At 38.0% G+C, this 21,826-nt stretch carries 20 protein-coding genes; all 20 read left to right on the forward strand.

All coding sequences use genetic code 11. The annotated features are described in order from the left end of the window. The first annotated feature begins 16 nt into the window (after window positions 1-16). The 20 genes from rfbC to H5114_RS19520 all read left to right on the forward strand — a co-directional run bounded on the left by rfbC (window position 17) and on the right by H5114_RS19520 (window position 21,765). On the forward strand, window positions 17-574 hold the full coding sequence (gene rfbC, locus H5114_RS19425; RefSeq protein ID WP_182698170.1) for a dTDP-4-dehydrorhamnose 3,5-epimerase: 558 nt from the start codon (window positions 17-19) through the stop codon (window positions 572-574). Next, window positions 575-1,402, forward strand: a complete 828-nt coding sequence (locus H5114_RS19430; RefSeq protein ID WP_182723821.1) for an NAD(P)-dependent oxidoreductase — start codon at window positions 575-577, stop codon at window positions 1,400-1,402. Then, window positions 1,402-2,871 carry a lipopolysaccharide biosynthesis protein gene (locus tag H5114_RS19435; protein WP_182723822.1) on the forward strand — a complete coding sequence of 490 codons (1,470 nt, stop codon included), beginning with the start codon at window positions 1,402-1,404 and terminating at the stop codon, window positions 2,869-2,871. Before H5114_RS19430 ends, H5114_RS19435 begins: the two co-directional genes overlap by 1 nt. Before the next feature lie 13 nt (window positions 2,872-2,884). Then, the gene (locus H5114_RS20660; RefSeq protein WP_182723823.1) at window positions 2,885-3,403 is read left to right on the forward strand and encodes an acyltransferase; all 519 of its coding nucleotides are present in this window, start codon (window positions 2,885-2,887) and stop codon (window positions 3,401-3,403) included. Continuing rightward, the gene (locus H5114_RS19445; protein ID WP_182723824.1) at window positions 3,387-3,986 is read left to right on the forward strand and encodes a DapH/DapD/GlmU-related protein; all 600 of its coding nucleotides are present in this window, start codon (window positions 3,387-3,389) and stop codon (window positions 3,984-3,986) included. The genes H5114_RS20660 and H5114_RS19445 overlap by 17 nt, the downstream gene beginning before the upstream one ends. Continuing rightward, on the forward strand, window positions 3,973-4,860 hold the full coding sequence (locus H5114_RS19450) for a glycosyltransferase family 2 protein (protein ID WP_182723825.1): 888 nt from the start codon (window positions 3,973-3,975) through the stop codon (window positions 4,858-4,860). The genes H5114_RS19445 and H5114_RS19450 overlap by 14 nt, the downstream gene beginning before the upstream one ends. Then, the gene (locus H5114_RS19455) at window positions 4,844-6,109 is read left to right on the forward strand and encodes a hypothetical protein (RefSeq protein WP_182723826.1); all 1,266 of its coding nucleotides are present in this window, start codon (window positions 4,844-4,846) and stop codon (window positions 6,107-6,109) included. Before H5114_RS19450 ends, H5114_RS19455 begins: the two co-directional genes overlap by 17 nt. After that, window positions 6,093-7,133, forward strand: coding sequence for a glycosyltransferase family 1 protein (locus H5114_RS19460; protein WP_182723827.1), 1,041 nt, complete (start codon window positions 6,093-6,095; stop codon window positions 7,131-7,133). The genes H5114_RS19455 and H5114_RS19460 overlap by 17 nt, the downstream gene beginning before the upstream one ends. Before the next feature lie 11 nt (window positions 7,134-7,144). Further along, complete coding sequence (locus tag H5114_RS19465; RefSeq protein ID WP_182723828.1) at window positions 7,145-7,744, forward strand: DapH/DapD/GlmU-related protein; 600 nt, start codon at window positions 7,145-7,147, stop codon at window positions 7,742-7,744. Continuing rightward, on the forward strand, window positions 7,737-8,738 hold the full coding sequence (locus tag H5114_RS19470) for a hypothetical protein (protein WP_182723829.1): 1,002 nt from the start codon (window positions 7,737-7,739) through the stop codon (window positions 8,736-8,738). The genes H5114_RS19465 and H5114_RS19470 overlap by 8 nt, the downstream gene beginning before the upstream one ends. Window positions 8,739-8,751: 13 nt before the next feature. After that, the gene (locus H5114_RS19475; protein WP_182723830.1) at window positions 8,752-10,167 is read left to right on the forward strand and encodes a mannose-1-phosphate guanylyltransferase/mannose-6-phosphate isomerase; all 1,416 of its coding nucleotides are present in this window, start codon (window positions 8,752-8,754) and stop codon (window positions 10,165-10,167) included. 3 nt (window positions 10,168-10,170) lie between these two features. Beyond that, window positions 10,171-11,607: a phosphomannomutase gene (locus tag H5114_RS19480; RefSeq protein WP_182723831.1), complete on the forward strand. Its 1,437-nt coding sequence runs from the start codon at window positions 10,171-10,173 to the stop codon at window positions 11,605-11,607. Between the two features lie 1,051 nt (window positions 11,608-12,658). Further along, window positions 12,659-13,771 carry a polysaccharide export protein gene (locus tag H5114_RS19485; protein ID WP_182723832.1) on the forward strand — a complete coding sequence of 371 codons (1,113 nt, stop codon included), beginning with the start codon at window positions 12,659-12,661 and terminating at the stop codon, window positions 13,769-13,771. Between the two features lie 12 nt (window positions 13,772-13,783). Further along, window positions 13,784-14,218, forward strand: a complete 435-nt coding sequence (locus H5114_RS19490; RefSeq protein ID WP_182698157.1) for a low molecular weight protein-tyrosine-phosphatase — start codon at window positions 13,784-13,786, stop codon at window positions 14,216-14,218. A gap of 14 nt (window positions 14,219-14,232) precedes the next feature. Beyond that, on the forward strand, window positions 14,233-16,464 hold the full coding sequence (locus tag H5114_RS19495; protein WP_182723833.1) for a polysaccharide biosynthesis tyrosine autokinase: 2,232 nt from the start codon (window positions 14,233-14,235) through the stop codon (window positions 16,462-16,464). Between the two features lie 99 nt (window positions 16,465-16,563). Next, window positions 16,564-17,844, forward strand: a complete 1,281-nt coding sequence (gene tviB, locus H5114_RS19500) for a Vi polysaccharide biosynthesis UDP-N-acetylglucosamine C-6 dehydrogenase TviB (RefSeq protein WP_182723834.1) — start codon at window positions 16,564-16,566, stop codon at window positions 17,842-17,844. 14 nt (window positions 17,845-17,858) lie between these two features. After that, a complete protein-coding gene (locus H5114_RS19505; RefSeq protein WP_182723835.1) occupies window positions 17,859-18,815 on the forward strand; it encodes a Gfo/Idh/MocA family protein in 957 nt (318 codons plus the stop codon). 2 nt (window positions 18,816-18,817) lie between these two features. Beyond that, the gene (locus tag H5114_RS19510) at window positions 18,818-19,399 is read left to right on the forward strand and encodes an acyltransferase (protein WP_182723836.1); all 582 of its coding nucleotides are present in this window, start codon (window positions 18,818-18,820) and stop codon (window positions 19,397-19,399) included. Between the two features lie 8 nt (window positions 19,400-19,407). Then, entirely contained in the window at window positions 19,408-20,487 is a 1,080-nt protein-coding gene (locus H5114_RS19515; protein ID WP_182723837.1) for a DegT/DnrJ/EryC1/StrS aminotransferase family protein, read from the forward strand. Then, complete coding sequence (locus tag H5114_RS19520; RefSeq protein WP_182723838.1) at window positions 20,488-21,765, forward strand: oligosaccharide flippase family protein; 1,278 nt, start codon at window positions 20,488-20,490, stop codon at window positions 21,763-21,765. It abuts the gene before it with no gap. Window positions 21,766-21,826: the final 61 nt, after the last annotated feature.

Genomic DNA, 21,826 nt, shown 5'->3' on the forward strand with positions numbered 1-21,826 from the left:
CAAAAAAGAAACCAATATGAATATTATCAAAACAAAAATTAAAGATTTGTTAATTATTGAACCCAAAGTATTTGGTGACGATAGAGGTTTCTTCTATGAAACATTTCAAGCTGAACGTTACAAAGCTGCTGGAATAGATGCTGACTTTGTCCAAGATAACCGTTCACGTTCAAGCCAAGGTGTTCTAAGAGGTTTGCACTTTCAAAAAACGAAACCTCAAGGGAAGCTAGTCACGGTAACAGATGGTGAAGTCTTCGATGTTGCGGTTGATTTACGCCCAGGCTCTGAAACATTCGGACAACATGAAGCGATAATATTAACCGGACAAAATAAGTTACAGTTTTACGTGCCACCTGGGTTTGCTCATGGTTTTTGTGTACTCAGCGACACTGCAGACTTCCAATATAAATGCACAGATTACTATGACCCATCAGACGAAAGTGGTTTATTGTGGAACGATCCAAGCCTGCAAATACAATGGCCATTAAGCAAACCACTATTATCTGATAAAGACATGATTCAACCCACATTAGACGCGATTAAAGATAAACTTATTAACGGGTGGGGGCAATAAATGGCGCTTTATACCGTATTTGGTGGCCGAGGTTTTATTGGTTCAGAAATCGTCAATCAACTTCAAGCTCAAGGCCATAGTACCTTTGTACCTGCAAGAGATGACACGAGTTTGTTCGAGCGCGATCTGGGGATTGTTTTATATTGCGCCGGCAACGGCGACTGTAAAAATACCCCATTTTCTGTATTAGAAGCCAATGTCAGTCTACTAGCCCAACTATTGCAGCATGCAAAGTTTGAACGTTTACTCTATGTATCTTCAACTCGAGTATACATGAATCAAGCATTAGCTAATGAACAAGCAAACCTAACTGTTTGTGTTGATGATAACCGTCGTCTATTCAATTTAACTAAGTTAGTCGCAGAAGAGTTATGCCTTAAAAGCGGTCGAAATGTCTGTATTGTTAGGCCAAGTAATGTTTATGGCGTTGCCTTAAATAGTCCGTTATTTTTACCCGCTATTACTCGTAATGCGATAAACCATGGCAAAGTTGACATGTATATCGCTAAAGATTATGCCAAAGATTATGTTTCAGTAAAAGATGTTGCTTCTAGCTGTATCGAAATTGCGTCAACCGATCAATGCCACAATCAGATCATTAATGTAGCTGCAGGTTATAACATCACCGCAAAACAAATTGCTGATGTGTTACAGGAATATACACAAAGTGAGATTATCTGGCATGAAATAGATTTCCCTAATGAGTCTTTTCCAATAACAGACATAACTACAATAAATCAATTGATTACAGACTTTACGCCTAATAATGTGTTAGTTGATTTAAAAGACATGATTACCGAGTTTTCAAAAGTGTTAAGAACCAATTAATGAGCGGGTTTAATCGTTTATTAAAAAACTCTTTGGCTAATATAATTAATGGTTTTTCAAATGTTATCTTAGGCATTGTAATATCGCCATTTTTGATAAATATATTAAGTTTGGATGAGTTTTCAGTTTGGTCTATTTGTCTTCAAGCTGGAATTGCGGTTAGTATTTTTGGCGTAGCAGGACAAATAACCATAGGTCGCTTTACATCTCAGTTCAAGTTTAAAAATGATGAGCTAGGGTTAAATCGCGTTATTAACAACTACTTCAATATTATCCTCTATATTTTTATATTTTTCCTACTCGTACTTTCTGTTGTTCTTGTTAATTTTGAATCAATATTTTCGAGTATTCCAAATGAGATAATTTTTGAATCAAAAATAGCATTCTTACTAGTTTTTGGCTCATTTACTCTCGGTATATTTGCGACGGTTTTCATTGGTTATTTCATCGGAATTGAAAAGAACCATGTCACGGCAAATATTAACCTAATATCTAGAGTGTTTATTGGTATTGTAGTGGTATTTTTAGCCGACTATGGCTTAATTGCAATCGCGTCAGGTTACTTTGTGATTAATGTGATTTCATATTTGTTTATGTATAAACAGTTTTGCGCTTTTGAACAACATCATTTTTCATTTGGTTTACAAGGTAAAATTGACGAGCTTATTAAGTTCTTTGGTGGGCTAACGATTTGGAATGTGGCGCAGTTTCTGATATCAGGAATTGGTATTTTTGTTGTTTCTATTTACGACTTCGATAATCTTGCTTTTTTTGTTCTTGCGATGACGATGGTTAACGCCATTGTCGGTTTGCTTGGTGCGATTGTAAATCCAATCATTCAACCTATAGTCAAGCTGAATGAGAGTGGTAACCAAAAAGGGGTTGATGAACTGGTTATGTCGTTATCGATGATTTTTGCATTGACGATATTCCTAGGCGTTAACCTTTCCAGCTATATCTCCTTACCGATACTTCAGCTTTGGGTTGGCGACAGTAATGGCACATTAGCCAATAACTACTTCAATTACTTATTGGTCGCGTTTGCTATTCGAATGGTTATTGCACCTTACGGTATGAAACTAGTTGCAAATGCTCAGCAACTAAAAATTGCCCACTTTCCTGTTTTCGAAGGCGTGTTGAATTTCATACTTTCGATTATTTTAGTCAAAGAATTTGGTGCAATCGGTGTAGCATATTCGACTATAATCTCAGCTATTACGATTATGTTTGTCTATACATTAAAATACTCAAAAGAAACCATTTTAGATCAGAGTCTCATAACCATTCTTTTATCATTTCTGATCATCCCTTTTTTTACCGTACTATCAGTATATTTATTTAACTCTTTAACCGTGAGTAGTTATTATTCTTCAATTCTATTAATTATCTCTATATTAGTAATTTATATGATTAAGGTTAATGTGTATAGAGTTAAATTTATCTTAGATAATACTAAGCCTTTAATTTGATGTTGGTGGTTATATGTTTGGTAAATTGATAAATTTGTACTACAAACTAAAGTACCGACGTTTAGATAAAAGAGTCGTCATTAGTAAAACAGCATTTATTCATCACGCTGGTACTTTTATCCTTAACGATAATAAGGACGCCACGATACAAATACATGATAATGTATATGTTGGGCGATTTTGTAATATACATACAGGCTCAAAAGTTTCTATTGGCGCTAATAGTGTATTAAGTGATTATGTGTATTTAAGTACGCTCTCTCATGGGCTTGATCCGCTTAAGGGTCCAATAATGCAACAATCTAGTTTCGATAAAGGTAGTATCATTTTAGGTGAAAACGTCTTCCTTGGTTTTGGTGTTAAGGTGATGCCTAACATTAAATTAGGTGATTGGTGTATAGTTGGTGCTGGCTCAGTTGTCACTAAGTCCTTTCCAGAATACTCAATGATCGCGGGGAATCCTGCCAAGTTAATTAAAAAGTACGATCTTAATCTTAATAAATGGATTGGTATTAATGAATTTAATCGTTAAGTTTAATAGCTTATTTTATTTGTTTTTTTCACAAACTTTCTATCGTTTACTTATGTTTCAGTTCGGTAGTAAAAGTAGAATAATTAAACCACTATTAATATTGAATTATAAACATATCTCTGTTGGTAATAACGTACTCATTCGAAATGGTGCAAGAATTGAAGTTGTTGATCCACAAAACGAAGTTGTTATAAAGATCGGTAATAATGTCAATATAGAACAAAATGTACATATCGTCGCACGTTACTTAGTTCAAATTGGTAACAATGTAACCATTACTGGCGGTTGTTCGATTGTCGACGTGATTCATCCCTACGATGAAATAAATAGTGAACATAAAATTGGCGATCGAATCTCTCAAGGTGCTTACCCTGTATATATTGGGGATGATTCTTTTGTTGGCTACGGGGCACATATTAGTCCGAATGTTAGAGTTGGGAAAAATTGTATCATCGGTGCAAACTCTGTCGTCACAAAAGATGTACCAGATTACTGTGTAGTTGCTGGTGCACCAGCCAGAATAATCAAACGTTATTGTCATGAAAGCCAGTCTTGGAAAAAAGTTAACCATGAATCAACATAAAAAACTGGGTCTAGTTACTGTTTTATTTAACTCACCAGACGTATTAGACGACTTTTTTGTTAGCTTGTCCTGCCAGAATTATAAACACTATCAGGTTTATATTATTGACAATAGTACCATTCCTGAGCCGTTAGCCAAATCGCGAGAGCTAGCTGAACGTTATCAAATCCCTGTTACCTTTATCGATAACAAAGGCGATAACGTTGGAGTCGCAGCCGGTAATAATCAGGGGATAGATGCTGCATTAGATGACAACTGCGATCTGGTATTGTTTATTAACAATGACCTGATTTTTAAAGATGAAAATGTACTGTCCAATCTAGTCAACAGCATGAACGCAGATGCATTAAATATGTGTAGCCCTGTTATCCTCAATTATCCGGCAAAAAAAATCTGGTACGCTGGCGGATATATCGACTCAATTAAAGCCGTTGCTCCTCATCACAGTATAGATGATGAATACATTCCTAAAAGTATACAACGTGCATCGTTTGACTACGCACCTACCTGTTTCTTAATGGTTACGGCGGCATTGCTTCGTAAAGTAGGGCGTATGGATGAAAAGTACTTTGCATACTACGACGACACTGATTTCTTGTTTCGTTGTAACCAAGCTGGATACAAAGTAGAACTACTGCCAAATGTGGTAATCTATCACAAAGTGGGGAGCTCAACTGGTGGTGATTTATCCTACTTTGGAGCCTATCATCTAGCTCGAAATAGAATTTACTTTATCCGTAAAAACATTAGTGGCATAAGAAAGTATATTAGTTTGCTTTACACTGTATCGACTCGTGGTATTAGACTTTTATCAGCCACCCCTGAAATTAGTCAGGCGATAAAAAAAGGGATGGCGGATGGTTTCAAAATGTAATCGTAATACACCGCAAGCATTATTGATGTTTTTTGCTTTTTCAATGATATTATTTTTCCCTTCTTTAACGATGATTTTATTAGGCCAGTCATCTTTTACACTAGGGATTGTAGCAGCCTCTTTGTGTATTTCGTTTTTCTTAGGCATTCATTTTTATTTACACAGAACGGTCAAACTCGACCAAAGCGTTATTTTTGCTTTACTCATTATAGTGTCATGTTGTTTGTTTATTTTTGTGCACCTATTTTTTGTAAACCAACAATTACCAATGCTAGTTGAAGTGGATGCAAAACGATTTATTTTCAGCTTTGCCTGTATATTTATCGTTGTGCTATCAGCTTTTTTAGCCGCTTTATATTTAAAAAATAACTCAACTACATATCATTTTTACAATGTAGTTAATATTTGTGGCATCTTATTGTTATTAAATGGGTTAATTAGTTTAACAAAAATAGATTTTTTTAGTACAGGGCTAGCTAAGCCAACATTTTTGTTTCTTGAACCGTCACATTTTGCATTAGTAGTCACCCCGTTTTTAATCTATTTTTGCCTCACTCTTTCTCGAAATAAAGCGTTATTACTCCTGCTTATTGTTGCAAGCTGGGCTGGCTATATTCAAAATTTAACCCTGTTGATGGGGGTTGTATTAGCGTTTACGATTTCTACCCGACAAAACTTAGTATTTGCAGCACTGTTATTTACGTTATTTGTTGGTGCGCTAATCACCTTGCTGGGTATCGATAGCCTAAGCTATTTTACCGATCGACTGGTTCTCTCTGGTGATAACGACAACTTATCTGTACTGGTATTATTTCAGGGTTGGCAAAATGCGATAGAGACATTAACAACTCAATCGTACCTAGGTGGTGGTTTTCAACAGTTTGGTGTAACCACTGTTTACGGTTCTGTGTCCGACAAGCTTTATGCATTGCTTGGTTTCAGTATTAATCAATTTGATGGCGGCGCAACTGCCCCTAAACTTGTCGGCGAGTTTGGTATATTCGGAATCGCATTTCTATGTGGTTACTTAATCTTTTATCTAAAAGTATTCTTAACACTAAGAAGCAATGCATCTGTTTCTAAAATGGATGTATTTTTTTATGCCATTTTTCTAGCCAGTTTTCTCGAGTTTTTTATTCGTGGTGTCGGCTATTTCAGCCCTCTAATGTATCTATTTCTGGTAAGTGTTTTTTATTTCACTGTACAAAAAGCAAAAATTAAGTTGGAAAAAAATGAAACTGATTGTTGATGGTATTATCGAAAACTTACAAGACAACGGTGGTTGTACCGTTTACTTTGCGCAAATACTTTCTTTTATGCAAAACAACAAAATCAATCTTAACTATATTAGGTTTAAAGACACACAAGGTCATATCCCACTATTTGGCGAAAACACCCAAGTAAACTTTCAAGCTCCCAAGTGGCAAGAAAGATGGCGAGACGTAAACCTCCAACAAGTCACTAACGATACTGTTTTTCACTCAACTCATTACCGTTTAGCCAAACAAAAAGTAAAAACGGTGACTACAGTACATGACTTTACCTATGAGCTGTACCGAAAAGGACCTGCTAAATGGATGCATTCTTGGCAAAAATTTAGAGCGATTCGTAATAGCCATTTAGTTATCTGTGTATCGCAAAACACCGCCGATGATTTAATGAAATTTTGCCCTATCGATCCAAGTAAAATTCGAGTGGTTTACAATGGTGTGTCATCTGATTACTACCCGCTCGATAATACAGAACAAACGAATGAAGTGGTGTTTATCGGCGCCCGTGGATGGTACAAAAACTTTACCTTAGCGGTACAAACATTAAAGCATCAACCAGACTTAACGCTATCAATTGTCGGTGGTGGTAAGTTGTCTGATGAAGAACTCCAGTTGCTTGAAGCGACAATACCTGGTCGATACGAGTGGTTGGGGCGCTTAACCGATGAACAGCTAAATAAATTATATAATCGCGCTCATTGCTTATTTTATCCTTCTAGCTACGAAGGATTTGGTATACCGGTTATTGAAGCCATGCGTTCAGGTTGTCCGGTAATAGCGGTTAACGTGTCTTCTATTCCAGAAGTGGCGGGCTCAGCAGCCATACTCACTCAACAAGCTGACGTGGCAAGCTTTAACCAAGCATTTTCCACATTATATAATCAACAGGTACGCAGCGATATCATTCAAAAAGGATTTCAACAAGCGAGTCGCTTTTCATGGGAAAAATGTTACCAAGATACTCTCGCTGTTTATCAAGAACTTGATGCAATATCTTTGTAAAGGAATATATTTTGGGTAATTTAATCAAACATTATGGCTTCTTTGGTATTCTGTCATTAGCTTATGAGAAAGTATTGACCTATTTTCTGTTCAAACAAGCCAAAATAATACGTCGTCCATTTGATTGCCGCGGCAAAAAAAATATTCAAATCGGTAAAGGGTTCTCGACTGGCCGTTATTGTCGCTTCGAAGCCCATGGTCAAGATGGTGAAATTAATATTGCTATTGGTAACAATTGTCAGGTGAATGACTCTGTGCACATCGCGGCCCTGAAAAGTGTCAGTATTGCCGACAATGTGTTAATCGCCAGTCGAGTATTTATTACCGATCTCAATCATGGTAGCTACGGCGGTGACTTGCATTCAGACCCTCTATCAATATGCAAAGACAGACCATTAACAGGTACGCCCGTCGTAATAGAGCAAAATGTATGGTTAGGTGAAGGAGTGGTTGTTTTACCAGGTGTAACCATTGGCCAAGGTACAATCATTGGCGCTAATGCTGTGGTATCTAAAAATGTACCCGCATTTTCAATTGCGGTAGGTAACCCTGCCAAAGTAATTAAAACCTATAACTTCGAGCAAAAAAAGTGGCTAGCAATTCATGGGTAAAAACGACCACGCAGTATTAATTTGTCCCGCATTTTTCGACTACAAAGTACTGATAGAAAATCAACTAACAAAGCGTTTTACTTCTGTACACTCTTTTTCCGACAGACCGCTATGTTCTTCTATTGGCAAAGCATTAATCAAATATAACGTAGCTAATTACAATCACTTTATTTCGCGGCAGTATAGTCAACAATTACTCGAAAAAATCACCCCGTTAATACACAATATAACTACTGTTATTATCGTCAAAGGCACCTGTATTTCACCGCTTTTAATAAAGGGGATTAAGAAGTTAAACCCTAATGTCCGAGTGCTTGTATATTGTTGGGATTCCATAGCTAACTCAAATGGATTTGTTCAATTAGCTGCAGTGGCAGATAAGGCGATGTCATTCGACTTTGCCGATTGTCAGCAGCACCAATTAGAGTATGTGCCATTATTCTATCCGGACGATAATACTAGCATCGCTGAATCAAACAAATCAGCTAAGTGCTTTCAATACAGTTTCATTGGCAGTTATCACGGCGACAGAGCAAAGCTGTTATATAAGTTGCTCAATAATGAACAAACCATCTCTGCTAAGTCATTTATCAAAATCTATTTTCAAAGCAAAATACAATTCTGTGTATTTTATCTACTCGATCCCTATGTAAGAAAGTGTCCTAAAGAATGGATTACATTTGATATTATTGATCGAGATACCATGAACGATATTTTCTTCGATAGTCGTTTCATTATCGATATACACCATAAAGGACAGTCTGGCTTAACCATGAGAACATGGGAAACTTTGAGCCTAGATTACAACTTGCTGACAACAAATCCTTATGTGTTATTACACCAACCAATTGCAGCCATCGACATTCTCGATCGCACTAATGGAATCGTGTGGAACAAGGATCAAAAACAACAATTTGTTACGCAAGTTGCCATTGGCAATATATCGACAACACCTCTTTCCTTGTCCCATTGGTTGGACACACTTTTAAGATAGCATTGGCGGCATTATGACAATTACACCTATTATTATGGCTGGCGGTTCAGGTACACGTTTATGGCCGCTTTCGCGCGGTAATTACCCCAAGCAATTTTTAACGTTAAGTGGTGAGCAAACAATGCTTCAAAACACCATTACACGTTTAAAGGGGCTTGAACATACGCCTGCAATGCTAATCTGTAATGAAGAACATCGTTTTATTGCAGCAGAACAAATTAGGCAGCTAGGGGTTAACCATAGCGGCATCTTTTTAGAGCCAGTAGGCCGAAACACTGCACCAGCGATTGCGTTAGCAGCGTTCAAAGCCACAGAGCAAGGCCAAGATCCGTTATTGCTAGTGCTGGCTGCAGACCATGTTATTGACGACGTAAGTGCGTTTCAACAAAGTGTCGCAAAGGCGGCAGAGTTAGCTGCACAAGACAAGTTAGTGACGTTTGGTATCGTAGGTAACAAACCAGAAACCGGCTATGGCTATATAAAACGCGGTCAGCAATTTCAAAGCGGTTTTGTTGTCGACAGTTTTGTTGAAAAACCCGATTTAGCTACAGCGCAGCAATATATTCAAAGCGGTGATTATTATTGGAACAGCGGCATGTTTTTATTTAAAGCTAGCCGCTACTTAACCGAGCTAAAAGCGTTTCGACCAGACATATATGCCGCCTGCGAAGCAGCCATGCGAGTACAAAATAATGATCTGGACTTTATTCGTGTCGACAAAGCCGCGTTTGAAGCTTGTCCAGATGAATCCATTGACTATGCAGTAATGGAGCAAACTCAAGATGCCGTCGTTGTACCAATGGACGCTGGTTGGAGCGACGTAGGTGGTTTTGCGGCATTATGGGATGTGTCTGAAAAAGACAATAATGGTAATGTGTTTAAAGGCGATGTTAAAGCTGTCGATACTAAAAACACTTTGGTCTTTGGTGAAGATAAACTAGTGGCTACTGTTGGTGTTGAAAATTTAGTCATAGTCAATACTAAAGATGCGGTATTAGTTGCACATAAAGATCATTCACAACACGTTAAAGCAATTGTTAATCAGCTTAAGTCTGAACAACGTTCTGAAGTCACGTTCCACCGTGAAGTTTATCGTCCCTGGGGACAATACGACTCAATTGATAACGGTGAGCGCTTCCAAGTTAAACGCATTACCGTCAAACCTGGTGCGAAATTGTCAGTACAAATGCATCATCACCGTGCCGAACATTGGATTGTAGTTTCGGGTACTGCCAAAGTAACCAATGGTGACAAAGACATTCTATTAACCGAAAACCAGTCTACCTATATTCCAGTTGGCGTTATTCATGCATTAGAAAACCCTGGCAAAATGCCATTAGAACTTATCGAGGTTCAATCGGGTTCGTATTTAGGCGAGGATGACATCGTCCGTTTTGAAGACCGTTACGGCCGTGTGGAAGGGAAATAACTGATGTTAAACACTAACGTAACTTTAGCTCAAAGCGGCGTGCTTTTTGGTACCAGTGGTGCACGCGGATTAGTTGAGCAATTTACCCCAGACGTATGTGCTGCATTTACCCATGCCTTTGTGTCAGTTATGCAGCAAGACTTTACCTTTGATACAGTCGCCATTGCCATAGACAATCGTCCAAGTAGTTATGCTATGGCACAAGCTTGTGCACAAGCATTAGCGCAACTAGGCCTTAAATCGCAATATTACGGCGTAATACCAACACCTGCATTGGCTTATGTTGCCATGCAACAAAACATGCCTTCAATTATGGTTACCGGAAGTCATATTCCGTTCGACCGTAACGGACTTAAGTTTTATCGGCCAGACGGCGAAATATCTAAGCAAAATGAACAGGCGATTCTCTCTAGCCAAGTTGCATTTAGAGCATTAACAGAACTCGATCCATTAACCGTTAATCCAAATGCTGCACAACAATATATTCAACGTTATGTAAATGTATTCAGCAATACATTATTACAAGGTAAGCGAATAGGCATTTACCAACATTCCAGTGCTGGCCGGGATATCTATCCTGAATTGTTTAGTAAACTAGGAGCAGATGTTGTTACCTTAGAACGTAGTGATGTGTTCGTTCCCATAGACACAGAAGCGGTGAGTGAACAAGACTGCCAGAAAGCGCTAGATTGGGTAACAACACACAAGCTAGATGCACTGTTTTCAACCGACGGTGATGGTGACCGCCCTATGCTAGCCGACGAAAACGGTCATTGGTTAAGAGGTGATATTTTAGGACTATTGTGCAGCAAATACCTAAATATTGAAGCGCTGGCTATTCCTGTTAGCTGCAATACAGCAATAGAGCAAACCGAATTATTTAAAACGGTTAAACGAACTAAAATTGGTTCACCTTATGTTATTGAGGCTTTTGCTCAGCTGTTAACTCAGTACGGCACAGTGGCAGGCTTTGAAGCCAATGGCGGCTTTTTACTTGGCAGTGACTTAAGTTTAAATCAGTCTCAATCAAGTTTAACGGCTTTACCAACACGTGATGCAGTGTTACCGGTTTTAGCAGTATTAGCCTTATCACAAGCAACAGGTATTGCTGCCCAAGTAGCCCATTTACCGCAACGTTATACTCATAGCGACCGATTAAAAAATTTTCCAACCGACAAAAGCAAAGCCATTATTGCAATGGTGCATGCATCTCCCCAAGAGTTACTAACGACATTGGGCGTAAATGCCGATGAACTTATTCATGTTGATGCAACCGATGGCCTGCGGCTAACCCTAGTAAGCGGATTAATTATTCATTTGCGCCCGTCGGGTAATGCTCCTGAGTTTCGTTGTTATGTTGAGGCCGATAATCTTGAAACTGCAAAACAATGGGTAGCTAATGTATTAACTGCTATGACTCGCACTTTGGCGAACATGTAGCGTTTAATATTAGGGATCAAGGCTAGTGTTCAAGGCTAGTGCATGAAATTTGGCGATAACATGTAGCAATCATTTATTGTCACTAACAAATCCTATTAAGATAATGCAACCAAGCTACTGCAAGTTAACAACAGCAGTAGCACACACTAAAGTAGAAAAGGGTGTATCAGTTGGTTTCGGTTAAAATATGCAATTACACTGACAAAATAAAAAGTTAACTACAGGTAGAACAATTAAAAACGTCAATAAATGTGTATTTTTACTTCAAAAAAAGGATATTGCATCAGCAATATCCTTTTTTTATGATTAAAAATAAATACAGCAAGTCAAATATCTAATTATAACCGTTAGCATATTTTTATCATGATGATTTATCGAGAGATCATACAGTATATTAGTTTTTGGGGCTGTAGTGTTTCCGTCATGTAATCGCAATATAATGGCAAAATTAATCACGATATTGTCATTTCTGTCTGTAAATTACAGAAATTTTAAGTATAATCAGCGCTCAAAATGCATATACGACGTGATTTAGCCGTAAATGCTTGAAAATGGAAGTTTCGTTGAGATTTTAGGCATGCTGGGAGCCGTAACCTATGGGCGGTAGCGTGTCTAAAAATCGATATCAAGCTTAGACATGGTATCAGGCGATAGTGAGCGATGACTAAAATCTAGGCCGCTACGCTTTTGCTTCTAGTCTCTAAGCTTTAAATATTTGATAGTAGCGCTCTAGTCGTTAAGCTTTTTCTTTCTAGACCGCCACGAAGTTAATGCGCTTAACTTCTACATTCCCCGAACAAATAATGGATTATGTTCACTCAATTCTAATAAGAAACATGTAAATGCATTCGTTTCTTATCGAGTCATCTAATCCTCAAATTATAAAAACGATAACAAACGAACTAGACTCTAGACAGCTATGCGAATAGTGCGCTTCTAGGAACTGCTTCGCAGTAAAGATTTTATAGCAGCGTAACAATCTAGCAACTAGGCCTTTGCTTTCTAGCTTTTACCCTTAATGCTAAAAATTTACATAAATTGGAATCATACAATGACGTTTAGTTACAAAACACTCATAACATCATTTTTGCTTGTATCTGCGTCGGGTTGCGCCATTGTACCCGGCAGTCATTTTGAGGGGATTGATTCTGGTGATCAAACAAGAAGCCTCGAACAAGACTTAGACAAGGTCAATATTCAAATTATTGATGCATCATTAATAGCACAACAAAAACAACGTCGAAAAAGTGCTAAACCGATGTCCAGTTATGCAGGTATCGATACGAGCAATTATAACTATAAGTTAGGAATTGGTGACGTATTAACCATAGGTGTATGGGACCATCCAGAATTAACCATTCCGGCTGCGGTTCAACGTACTGCCGAGTTTGATGGTTTTAGGGTACAACAAGATGGCACTATTACTTATGCTTATGCACCCAATATTCCTGCGGTAGGGAAAACAGTCAGACAACTGCATAAAGAATTGGTTGAACGGTTAAGTAAAGTCATAACAGACCCACAAGTGGATATTAAAGTGGTTGGCTTTAGAAGCCAAAAAACCTATATCACCGGTGAAGTGTCAAGCCCTGGTGTTGTTCCCATCACAGAAATTCCATTAACCCTTATTGATGCATTAAACCAGGCGGGCGGTTTATCAGAATCTGCCGACTGGCGTACGGTGACATTTACCCGTGGCGAAACCACCGAGATTATAGAGTTAGACAAGTTTTATGCTCAAGGTGATATATCGCAAAACCGTTTGCTGCAAGACGGCGACATAGTACATGTAAACCGTAACGATGCGCAAAAAGTGTTTGTATTGGGCGATGTCAAAAAAGCTGGCACCGTCATGCTTAACCGTTATGGCTTAAACCTGGCTGAGGCGCTAAGTGATTCAGGCGGATTAAATGAAAATACTGCCGATGCTAACGGTATATTTGTACTGCGAAAACGCGATTATCAACAAACGGGTATTTTAGCCGATGTATATCAATTACACGCTAAGAACATTGCCTCCTTGGTACTAGCAGAGCAATTTGAGTTACAACCACACGATATTGTTTATGTGACCTCAGCACCATTAGCGCGTTGGAACCGCGTAATCAGCTTATTACTGCCATCGGTCTCGACATTAGATAGAATTGATGGCATATCCAATTAAGGGCTTTACACCATGTTTGATTCAGTATTAATGGTATGTGCTGGCAACATTTGCCGCAGTCCAACAGCTGAGTATGTTTTAAAAAGCAAGCTTACCGATAAAAATATCACAGTATCCTCAGCAGGGTTAACCGCATTAGTCGCTAAACCTGCTGACGCCATGGCGCAAAAGATTGCCTTAAGTCATGGCGTGGTAATGGACACCCACCAAGGTCAGCAATTGTCGTCGCAGTTAATTGCAATTAATAGTGTCATTCTAGTTATGGAACAACGCCATTTAAACGATGTTCACAGCCGCTACCCAGAGGCGCGTGGCAAAACGTTTTTATTAGGGAAATGGATTAATAATGCAGAAATTCCCGATCCGTATCGCCAAAGCCAAGAAGCCTTTGAGCATGTGTACGCATTAATCGATAGCGCATGTAGCGCTTGGCAAAAATATCTATAAGGAATGGCAACTTAATGAGTGCTCAGCCTACAACAAAAAAAACTGATAACCTTGCTCAACAAGCACAAGAAATCGATTTAATGGCATTGTTTGGCGCCTTGCTAGACCGCAAATATTTTATTATCGGTTTAACAGCGTTATTTATGTTTGTTGGCGTTGTGTATGCGGTGTTATCAACCCCGGTTTACCAAGCCACTGCAATGATCCAAGTAGAAGACAGTGGTTCATCTGTACCCGGTTTAGACGATATGGCGGGGATGTTCGAAAGTACTTCAACAGCGGTGACCGAAATTGAATTATTAAAATCGCGCTCTGTGATTGGTGAAGCCGTCGATAATTTAAAGCTAGATGTTATTGCTGAGCCAAACTTATTCCCATTTGTTGGTTCTCGCGCATTTCGTAAATTTGCTCCTATTAATGACGGTGACCTAGCCGAACCCAGTTTTGGTGCCAGCAGTTATGCCTGGGGCGGTGAAACTATCGATGTGTTTCGTTTTGATGTACCTCAATCTGCCATAGGTGCAGGTTTTACCTTAGTAGCCCTAGACAATAACGGCGTTGCCTTATTAAACGCTGATGGCGAACAAATACTCAAAGGTAAAGTGGGTCAAGAGCTTACAAATTCAAAATTTAGCCTGACCGTACGCACCTTACATGCTCGTCCAGGTACTGAGTTTACCATTACACGTCAAGATAGATTAAACACCATTCTAGATTTACAGGCCGCAATAGGCGCCAGTGAGAAGGGTAAAGACTCAGGCATTATTAACTTGAGCTTACAAAGCGATAATCCGAGTTATGCTGAAAAAGTACTTGATAAAGTCGCGGCTATTTATGTGCGCCGAAATGTTGAACGTAATTCTGCTGAAGCGCAAAAATCATTAGAATTTTTAGAAGTTCAATTACCAGAAATTAAAAAGCAACTTGAATTTGCCGAGCAACGCTTTAACGATTATCAAATAAAGCGTCAGTCTATTAACATTACCCTAGAGACCCAAGGCGTACTTGAGCAAGTTGTTAAGCTAGAAACTAAATTACAAGAGTTGGAATTAAAACGCCTGGAAATGGGCCGTAAGTTCAAAAAAGATCATCCAATCTATCAAGGCCTAGTAGAGCAAATTAGCGCGGTTAATGATCAGAAAAAACAGTTAGTCGGTGAAGTAGGTAATTTACCTGAAACTCAACAAGAATTATTACGTTTAAAGCGCGATGTTGAAGTCAGTAACGAGATTTATACCATGTTACTGGGTAAAACTCAGGAGCTGGATATTGTCCGTGCTGGTACCGTCGGTAATGTGCGCATTATTGACTTTGCCGAGGTTAATACTTCTAAACCGGTAAAACCTAAAAAAGCTTTAATTGTAGTGATGGCAACGATGTTGGGTGGCATGTTAGCTGTTGCCATTGTATTAGTGCAAAAAGCGATGCATCGTGGTGTAGAAGATCCTAGCGAGATTGAAGCTATCGGCTTACCGGTATATGCCAGTGTGCCATATTCAGAATACCAAAATAAGCTTATGAGCTTTACTAAATCAAGCAAAGCTAAAGCCATAGCCAAAGCAACCTCAATTTTAGCGTTAGACAATCCTGCCGATTTATCTATCGAGGCATTACGTAGCCTGCGCACTAGTTTACATTTTGCTATGATGGAAGCTAAAAACAATATTATCGCCATTTCAGGTCCAAGCCCTGGAGTGGGTAAATCATTTATTTCGGTAAACTTAGCCGCAGTACTGGCCCAGAGTGGCAAAAGAGTATTGATAATCGATGCTGATATGCGCAAAGGCTATTTACAAACTCAGTTTGGCCTAAAATGGGATGATGGTTTAAGTGATTATTTATCTGGTCGTTTAACGCTAGAGCAAGTCACTAAAGCAACTAGAGTCGATGGTTTAAGCGTTATCACCCGAGGCCAAATACCGCCAAACCCTTCTGAACTGTTAATGCATAGCAACTTTAGCAAGCTAGTTGCCGAGATCATTAGTGCTTTTGACATTATCATCATCGATACCCCACCTATTTTGGCCGTAACCGATCCGGCCATTGTAAGTGCCCATACTGGTACTACTTTATTAGTAGCCCGTTTTGGTCAAAATCATTTACGTGAAATAGAACTGACTCGTAATCGCTTCGAGCAAAATGGAATCGATGTGAAAGGTGTTGTGTTTAATGGCGTAGTCAAAAAAGCCAGTAATGCATATGGCTATTATGGCTATTACAACTATGAGTATAAGTCTGATAAATAAAAGATATAGAAGTCTGAAAAGGACTTCGTTCAGCTAGGAAATAGCTTGCCTAGGATCATGAACCGAAATTTTTATTATTTACATTAAGAGAGAATAGCAATGCACGATTCATTAAAGGATTTAAAAATTGGCATTATTGGCTTAGGTTATGTAGGCCTTCCTTTAGCAGTTGAATTTGGAAAAAAATTTCCAGTATTGGGTTTTGATATTAACAAGTCACGCGTACAAGCATTAGAAAACGGTCATGATTCTACATTAGAAGTAAGTGACCAAGAACTGGCTGATATAAAACAATTACGTTTCTCTTGTAATAAACAAGATTTAGCTGATTGCAATGTTTACATTGTAACCGTGCCAACCCCTATTGATGACAGTAATGCACCAGACTTAACACCACTTCGTAAAGCATCAGAATTATTGGGTGAGTTTGTTAAGCAAGGCGATGTTGTTATATATGAGTCAACAGTATATCCAGGTGCTACTGAAGAAGTCTGCTTACCGATAATCGAAAAAGTCTCTGGTTTAGTGTTTAATCAAGACTTTTTTGCCGGTTATTCACCTGAACGGATCAATCCTGGTGATAAAGTGAATACTCTAACTAAAATAATGAAAATCACTTCAGGTTCAACACCTGAGGTCGGTCAGTTCGTCAATAATTTATACGGTTCTATTATTACCGCTGGTACTCATTTAGCGGGGTCAATAAAAGTTGCTGAAGCGGCAAAAGTGATTGAAAACACCCAGCGTGATTTAAATATTGCCATTGTTAACGAGTTTGCCAAAATATTTAACCGTTTAGGCATCGATACTGAAGAAGTACTCAACGCAGCGGGCACTAAATGGAATTTTTTAAAATTCAAACCAGGTTTAGTCGGTGGGCATTGCATTAGCGTTGATCCATATTATTTAACTCATAAAGCGCAAGAGGTGGGTTATCGTCCTGAAGTTATTTTGGCCGGGCGTCGAATTAACGACGGTATGGGAGAATATGTCGCGACTCAGTTAGTCAAAAAAATAGCCAGCAAAAAAATCCATGTTGATGAGGCAAAAGTGCTGGTACTGGGATTTACATTTAAAGGCGATTGCCCTGATGTTCGTAACACTAAGATTATCGACATTGTTAATGAGCTAAAAGACTTTAATATGAGTGTTGATGTTTATGATAGTTGGGCAAGCCCAGAAGAAGTTGAGCATGAATATAGCTTATCATTAATAAATTCATTAACTGAAAATCATTATGACGGCATAGTGTTAGCGGTCGATCACAGTGAATTTAAAACTATGGGTGTTGAAGCCATTCGCAAACTAGGCAAAAGTAAACATGTACTTTACGATGTAAAACATGTTTTTGGCCCTAAAGACTCAGACATCAGATTATAAACAAGGATTTTCCCATGAAAAATTTCGCACTTATTGGCGCATCTGGTTATATAGCACCGCGTCATTTAAAAGCCATTAAAGAAACTGGTCATAATCTTTTAGTTGCAATGGATATTAATGATTCAGTCGGCATCATGGATAGCCACTTTCCAGACGCTGAGTTTTTTACCGAATTTGAAGACTTTACCGCATTTGTTGAAGACTGTGCAATGAAAGGGCAAAAGTTAGACTATATCGCAATTTGTAGTCCTAACTACCTACATGCACCCCACATGAAATATGCATTAAAAAATGGCATCGATGTTATTTGTGAAAAACCTTTGGTACTGCATTCTGCTGACATGGATATTCTTAAGCAGTATGAAGAAAAATACGATGCTAGAGTCAATTCAATTTTACAACTAAGATTGCATCCTTCGATTATTGCATTAAAAGACAAAGTGGCGGCTGCATCGGCAGATAAAATTTTTGATGTTGATTTAACCTACATGACATCACGTGGTAAGTGGTATATGAAGTCTTGGAAAGGCTTTGATCATAAATCAGGTGGTGTTGCGACCAATATTGGTGTGCATTTTTACGATATGCTACATTTTATTTTTGGTGAACTTAAGCATAATGAAGTTCACTTTAGAGATGAAAAAACTTCTAGCGGCTACCTTGTATATGAAAAAGCAAGAGTTAAATGGTTCCTGTCTATTGATGCCAATAACTTACCCGAAAATGCTGTTAAGGGGGAAAAACTCACCTATCGTAGCATTACTATAAATGATGGTAACAATACCGAGGAGCTTGAATTCTCAGGCGGCTTTACCGATTTACATACTCAAAGTTATCAAAATATCTTGGCTGGTAATGGCTTTGGTATTGATGAAAATCGGGTCGCGATTGAAACCGTAGAAAAAATCCGTGAAATGCCTATTGCCATAGCAGGCGATAACGCACATCCACTTCTTTCAAAGGTATTGTAATTATGAACTACCATGTGCATGAAAGTGCTATTGTTGATGATGGCGCAAAAATAGGCATTGATACGCGTGTTTGGCATTTTGTGCACGTGTGTAGTGGTGCACAAATTGGTGATGGCTGTTCACTTGGGCAAAATGTGTTTATTGGTAATAAAGTGACTATTGGCCATAACGTTAAAATACAAAATAACGTCTCAGTTTACGATAACGTCCATATTGAAGATGACGTGTTTTGTGGTCCAAGCATGGTATTTACCAATGTGTATAACCCTCGTTCATTTATTGAGCGTAAAACAGAATATCGTGACACTTTAGTTAAAAAAGGTGCCACCCTAGGAGCCAATTGTACAATAGTGTGTGGCGTTGTGATTGGGGAGTACTCGCTTGTTGGTGCAGGGGCTGTTATCAATAAAGACGTACCTGCTTTTGCACTCATGGTGGGCGTACCTGCCAAGCAGATTGGTTGGATAAGTAAATACGGTGAACAACTTAACTTACCGTTAACCGGTGAGGAAACTCTGAAGTGTCAACATACCGGCGATACATATCAGCTTTCTGGCTCAACCTTGTCATTCATTAAAGAGTAGTTATTTAAATGCAATTTATAGACTTAGCGGCGCAATACCAACACTTAAAAACTAAAATCGATCAACGCATTCAAACAGTATTAGACCACGGCCATTATATCATGGGGCCTGAAGTACAAGAGCTGGAACAAGAACTGGCTAAGTACGTTGGCGTTAAGCACGCCATTACCTGTGCTAATGGTACAGATGCATTAACTCTTACTTTGATGGTGCTGAATATAAAACCAGGCGATGCTGTTTTTTGTCCAACTTTTACTTTTTTTGCCACCGCAGAAGTCATAGCTTACGAAGGTGCAACCCCTATATTTGTTGATTCAAATGAGGCAACATTTAATATTTGCCCAATCGATCTTGAAAAGCGAATTCAAGCAACTATCGCAGAAGGTAAATTAATCCCTAAAGCCATTATCGCCGTAGATTTATTTGGCTTACCTGCCAACTACCCTGAAATTCAAAAGCTAGCTGATAAGTACAACCTAAAGCTTGTAGAAGATGCCGCTCAAGGTTTTGGTGGCTCGATATGCGATGCCGAAGGTAATGTTAAACGTGCTGGATCTTTCGGTGATTTAGCCACAACTAGCTTTTTCCCAGCGAAACCACTCGGCTGTTATGGTGACGGTGGAGCTATATTTACTGATAATGATGAATATGCCGAACTATTAAAGTCATACCGTGTACACGGTAAGGGCAAAGATAAATACGATAATATTCGTATTGGTATGAATAGCCGCTTAGACACCATTCAAGCAGCAATACTACTGGAAAAACTAGCCGCATTCCCTACAGAGTTAATTAACCGTAATAAAGCAGCTGATAACTATCAAAAAACACTGTCTGCTAAATACCAGACCCCACAAGTACCTAAAGGTTATGTTAGCTCATGGGCACAGTACACCCTAGTATCGGCAAACCGAGATGAAGATATGGCTGAGTATAAAGCGCAAGGTATACCAACTATGATTTATTATGGGACATGTATGCATGAGCAGACTGCATTTAGTCATTTAGATTATAAGGTCGGTGATTTTCCAGTTGCAGAATTATTAGCAAAGTGTGTTTTTAGTTTGCCTATGCATGGGTACTTATAAGTGTCTGATGTAAAAGGTTTGTTTTCATCTGGTATTATTGTTTTTATTTTGAAGATAATAGGTGCTGGTCTGTCTCTTTTAAATACTATTATCATTGCAAAAGAGTTAGGTGTAGATGATGCCGGTATATATTTTTTTGCGTTTTCTTTATTAGTATTATTGGGAACATTTTCTAGACTTGGTGTAGATAATGTTATAGTTAAAAGTTCATCACTTCACTCAAGCACGGCGGAGATGGGAAAAGTTAAATATGAGTTTTTGTTGATTTCTATTGTGATATTTTTCTTTTCTTGTTTTGTATGCTTTATAATTTCACTAAGTATTTTTTTTGGTGCATTTTCTAGTTTGAACGAGATTTATTTGTATTTTTTCCTGGGAGTTACTGGGCTTTCTTTAAGCTTTATAGTATCAAATTTTCTTCTAGGTATTGGTTACCCAGTTTTAAGCACGTTTATGGTGAGTGTATTAATTCCTTCGGTTTTTTTATTTTTATTATATGCTTATAAATATAGCTCTGATACTTTATTGACATTAGAAGCATGCTTTATGTTATATTGCATTACCGTGTTTTTAGTTGGTGCTTTTTCTTTTTTATTTTTTTGCTATAAAGTTAGATATGTAAATAAAATAAAAAGCGCTCCTAAAAGCTTATATTTTCTTTCTAAGATTTTTTTTATATCTGTTATAGCTGATTTAGTTTTTTTAAATACACCGATTTTTGTGTTAGAGAAGTTTAGTACTCCGGCTGATGTAGCTTTGTACTCTGTAAGTTTCAGAATAGCAACTTTATTAGCTTTTGTTTTTGTATCTTTAAATAGAGTGATCTCCCCTAGTTTCACAGTAATGTATGCAAAAAGTATGTTTTTTGAGTTGTTTTTATTAATAAAAAAATGCGTTGCGCTGATACTATCTTGTGGAGCTTTCTTTATGATTTTATGTTATTTTTTCTCTGATTATATTTTATTATTATTTGGGGAGGAATATCTTGCTGCTTCTTCTCTTTTATTGTTATTTGTTTTATTTCAAATGCTTTGCTCTTTATATTATTTTATTCGAAATATTTTTCAGTTGACAGGGCAAGAGCAGAAAGCAAAGAAAAATGACTTTCTCTTAGCTATAATTGGTCTATGTAGCTCTTTAATTCTTACACCAATTTTTGATTCAAATGGAGCTATTGTAAGTTTGATTATAAGTGTTTTTATAACTCTTTTGATTAGTGTAAATCAACTTTATAAAAGTGAGACTTATTCAAAATATAGGAACAATGTATGCAGATAAGGTCACTTTTAGATCTGATTTTTATTTTTTCTATATTCTTTGTCGGGAATTACTATATAGG

The organism is Shewanella sp. SR43-8 (genome assembly GCF_014163775.1).
In the GTDB taxonomy this organism is placed as follows: Bacteria; Pseudomonadota; Gammaproteobacteria; order Enterobacterales; family Shewanellaceae; genus Shewanella; species Shewanella vesiculosa.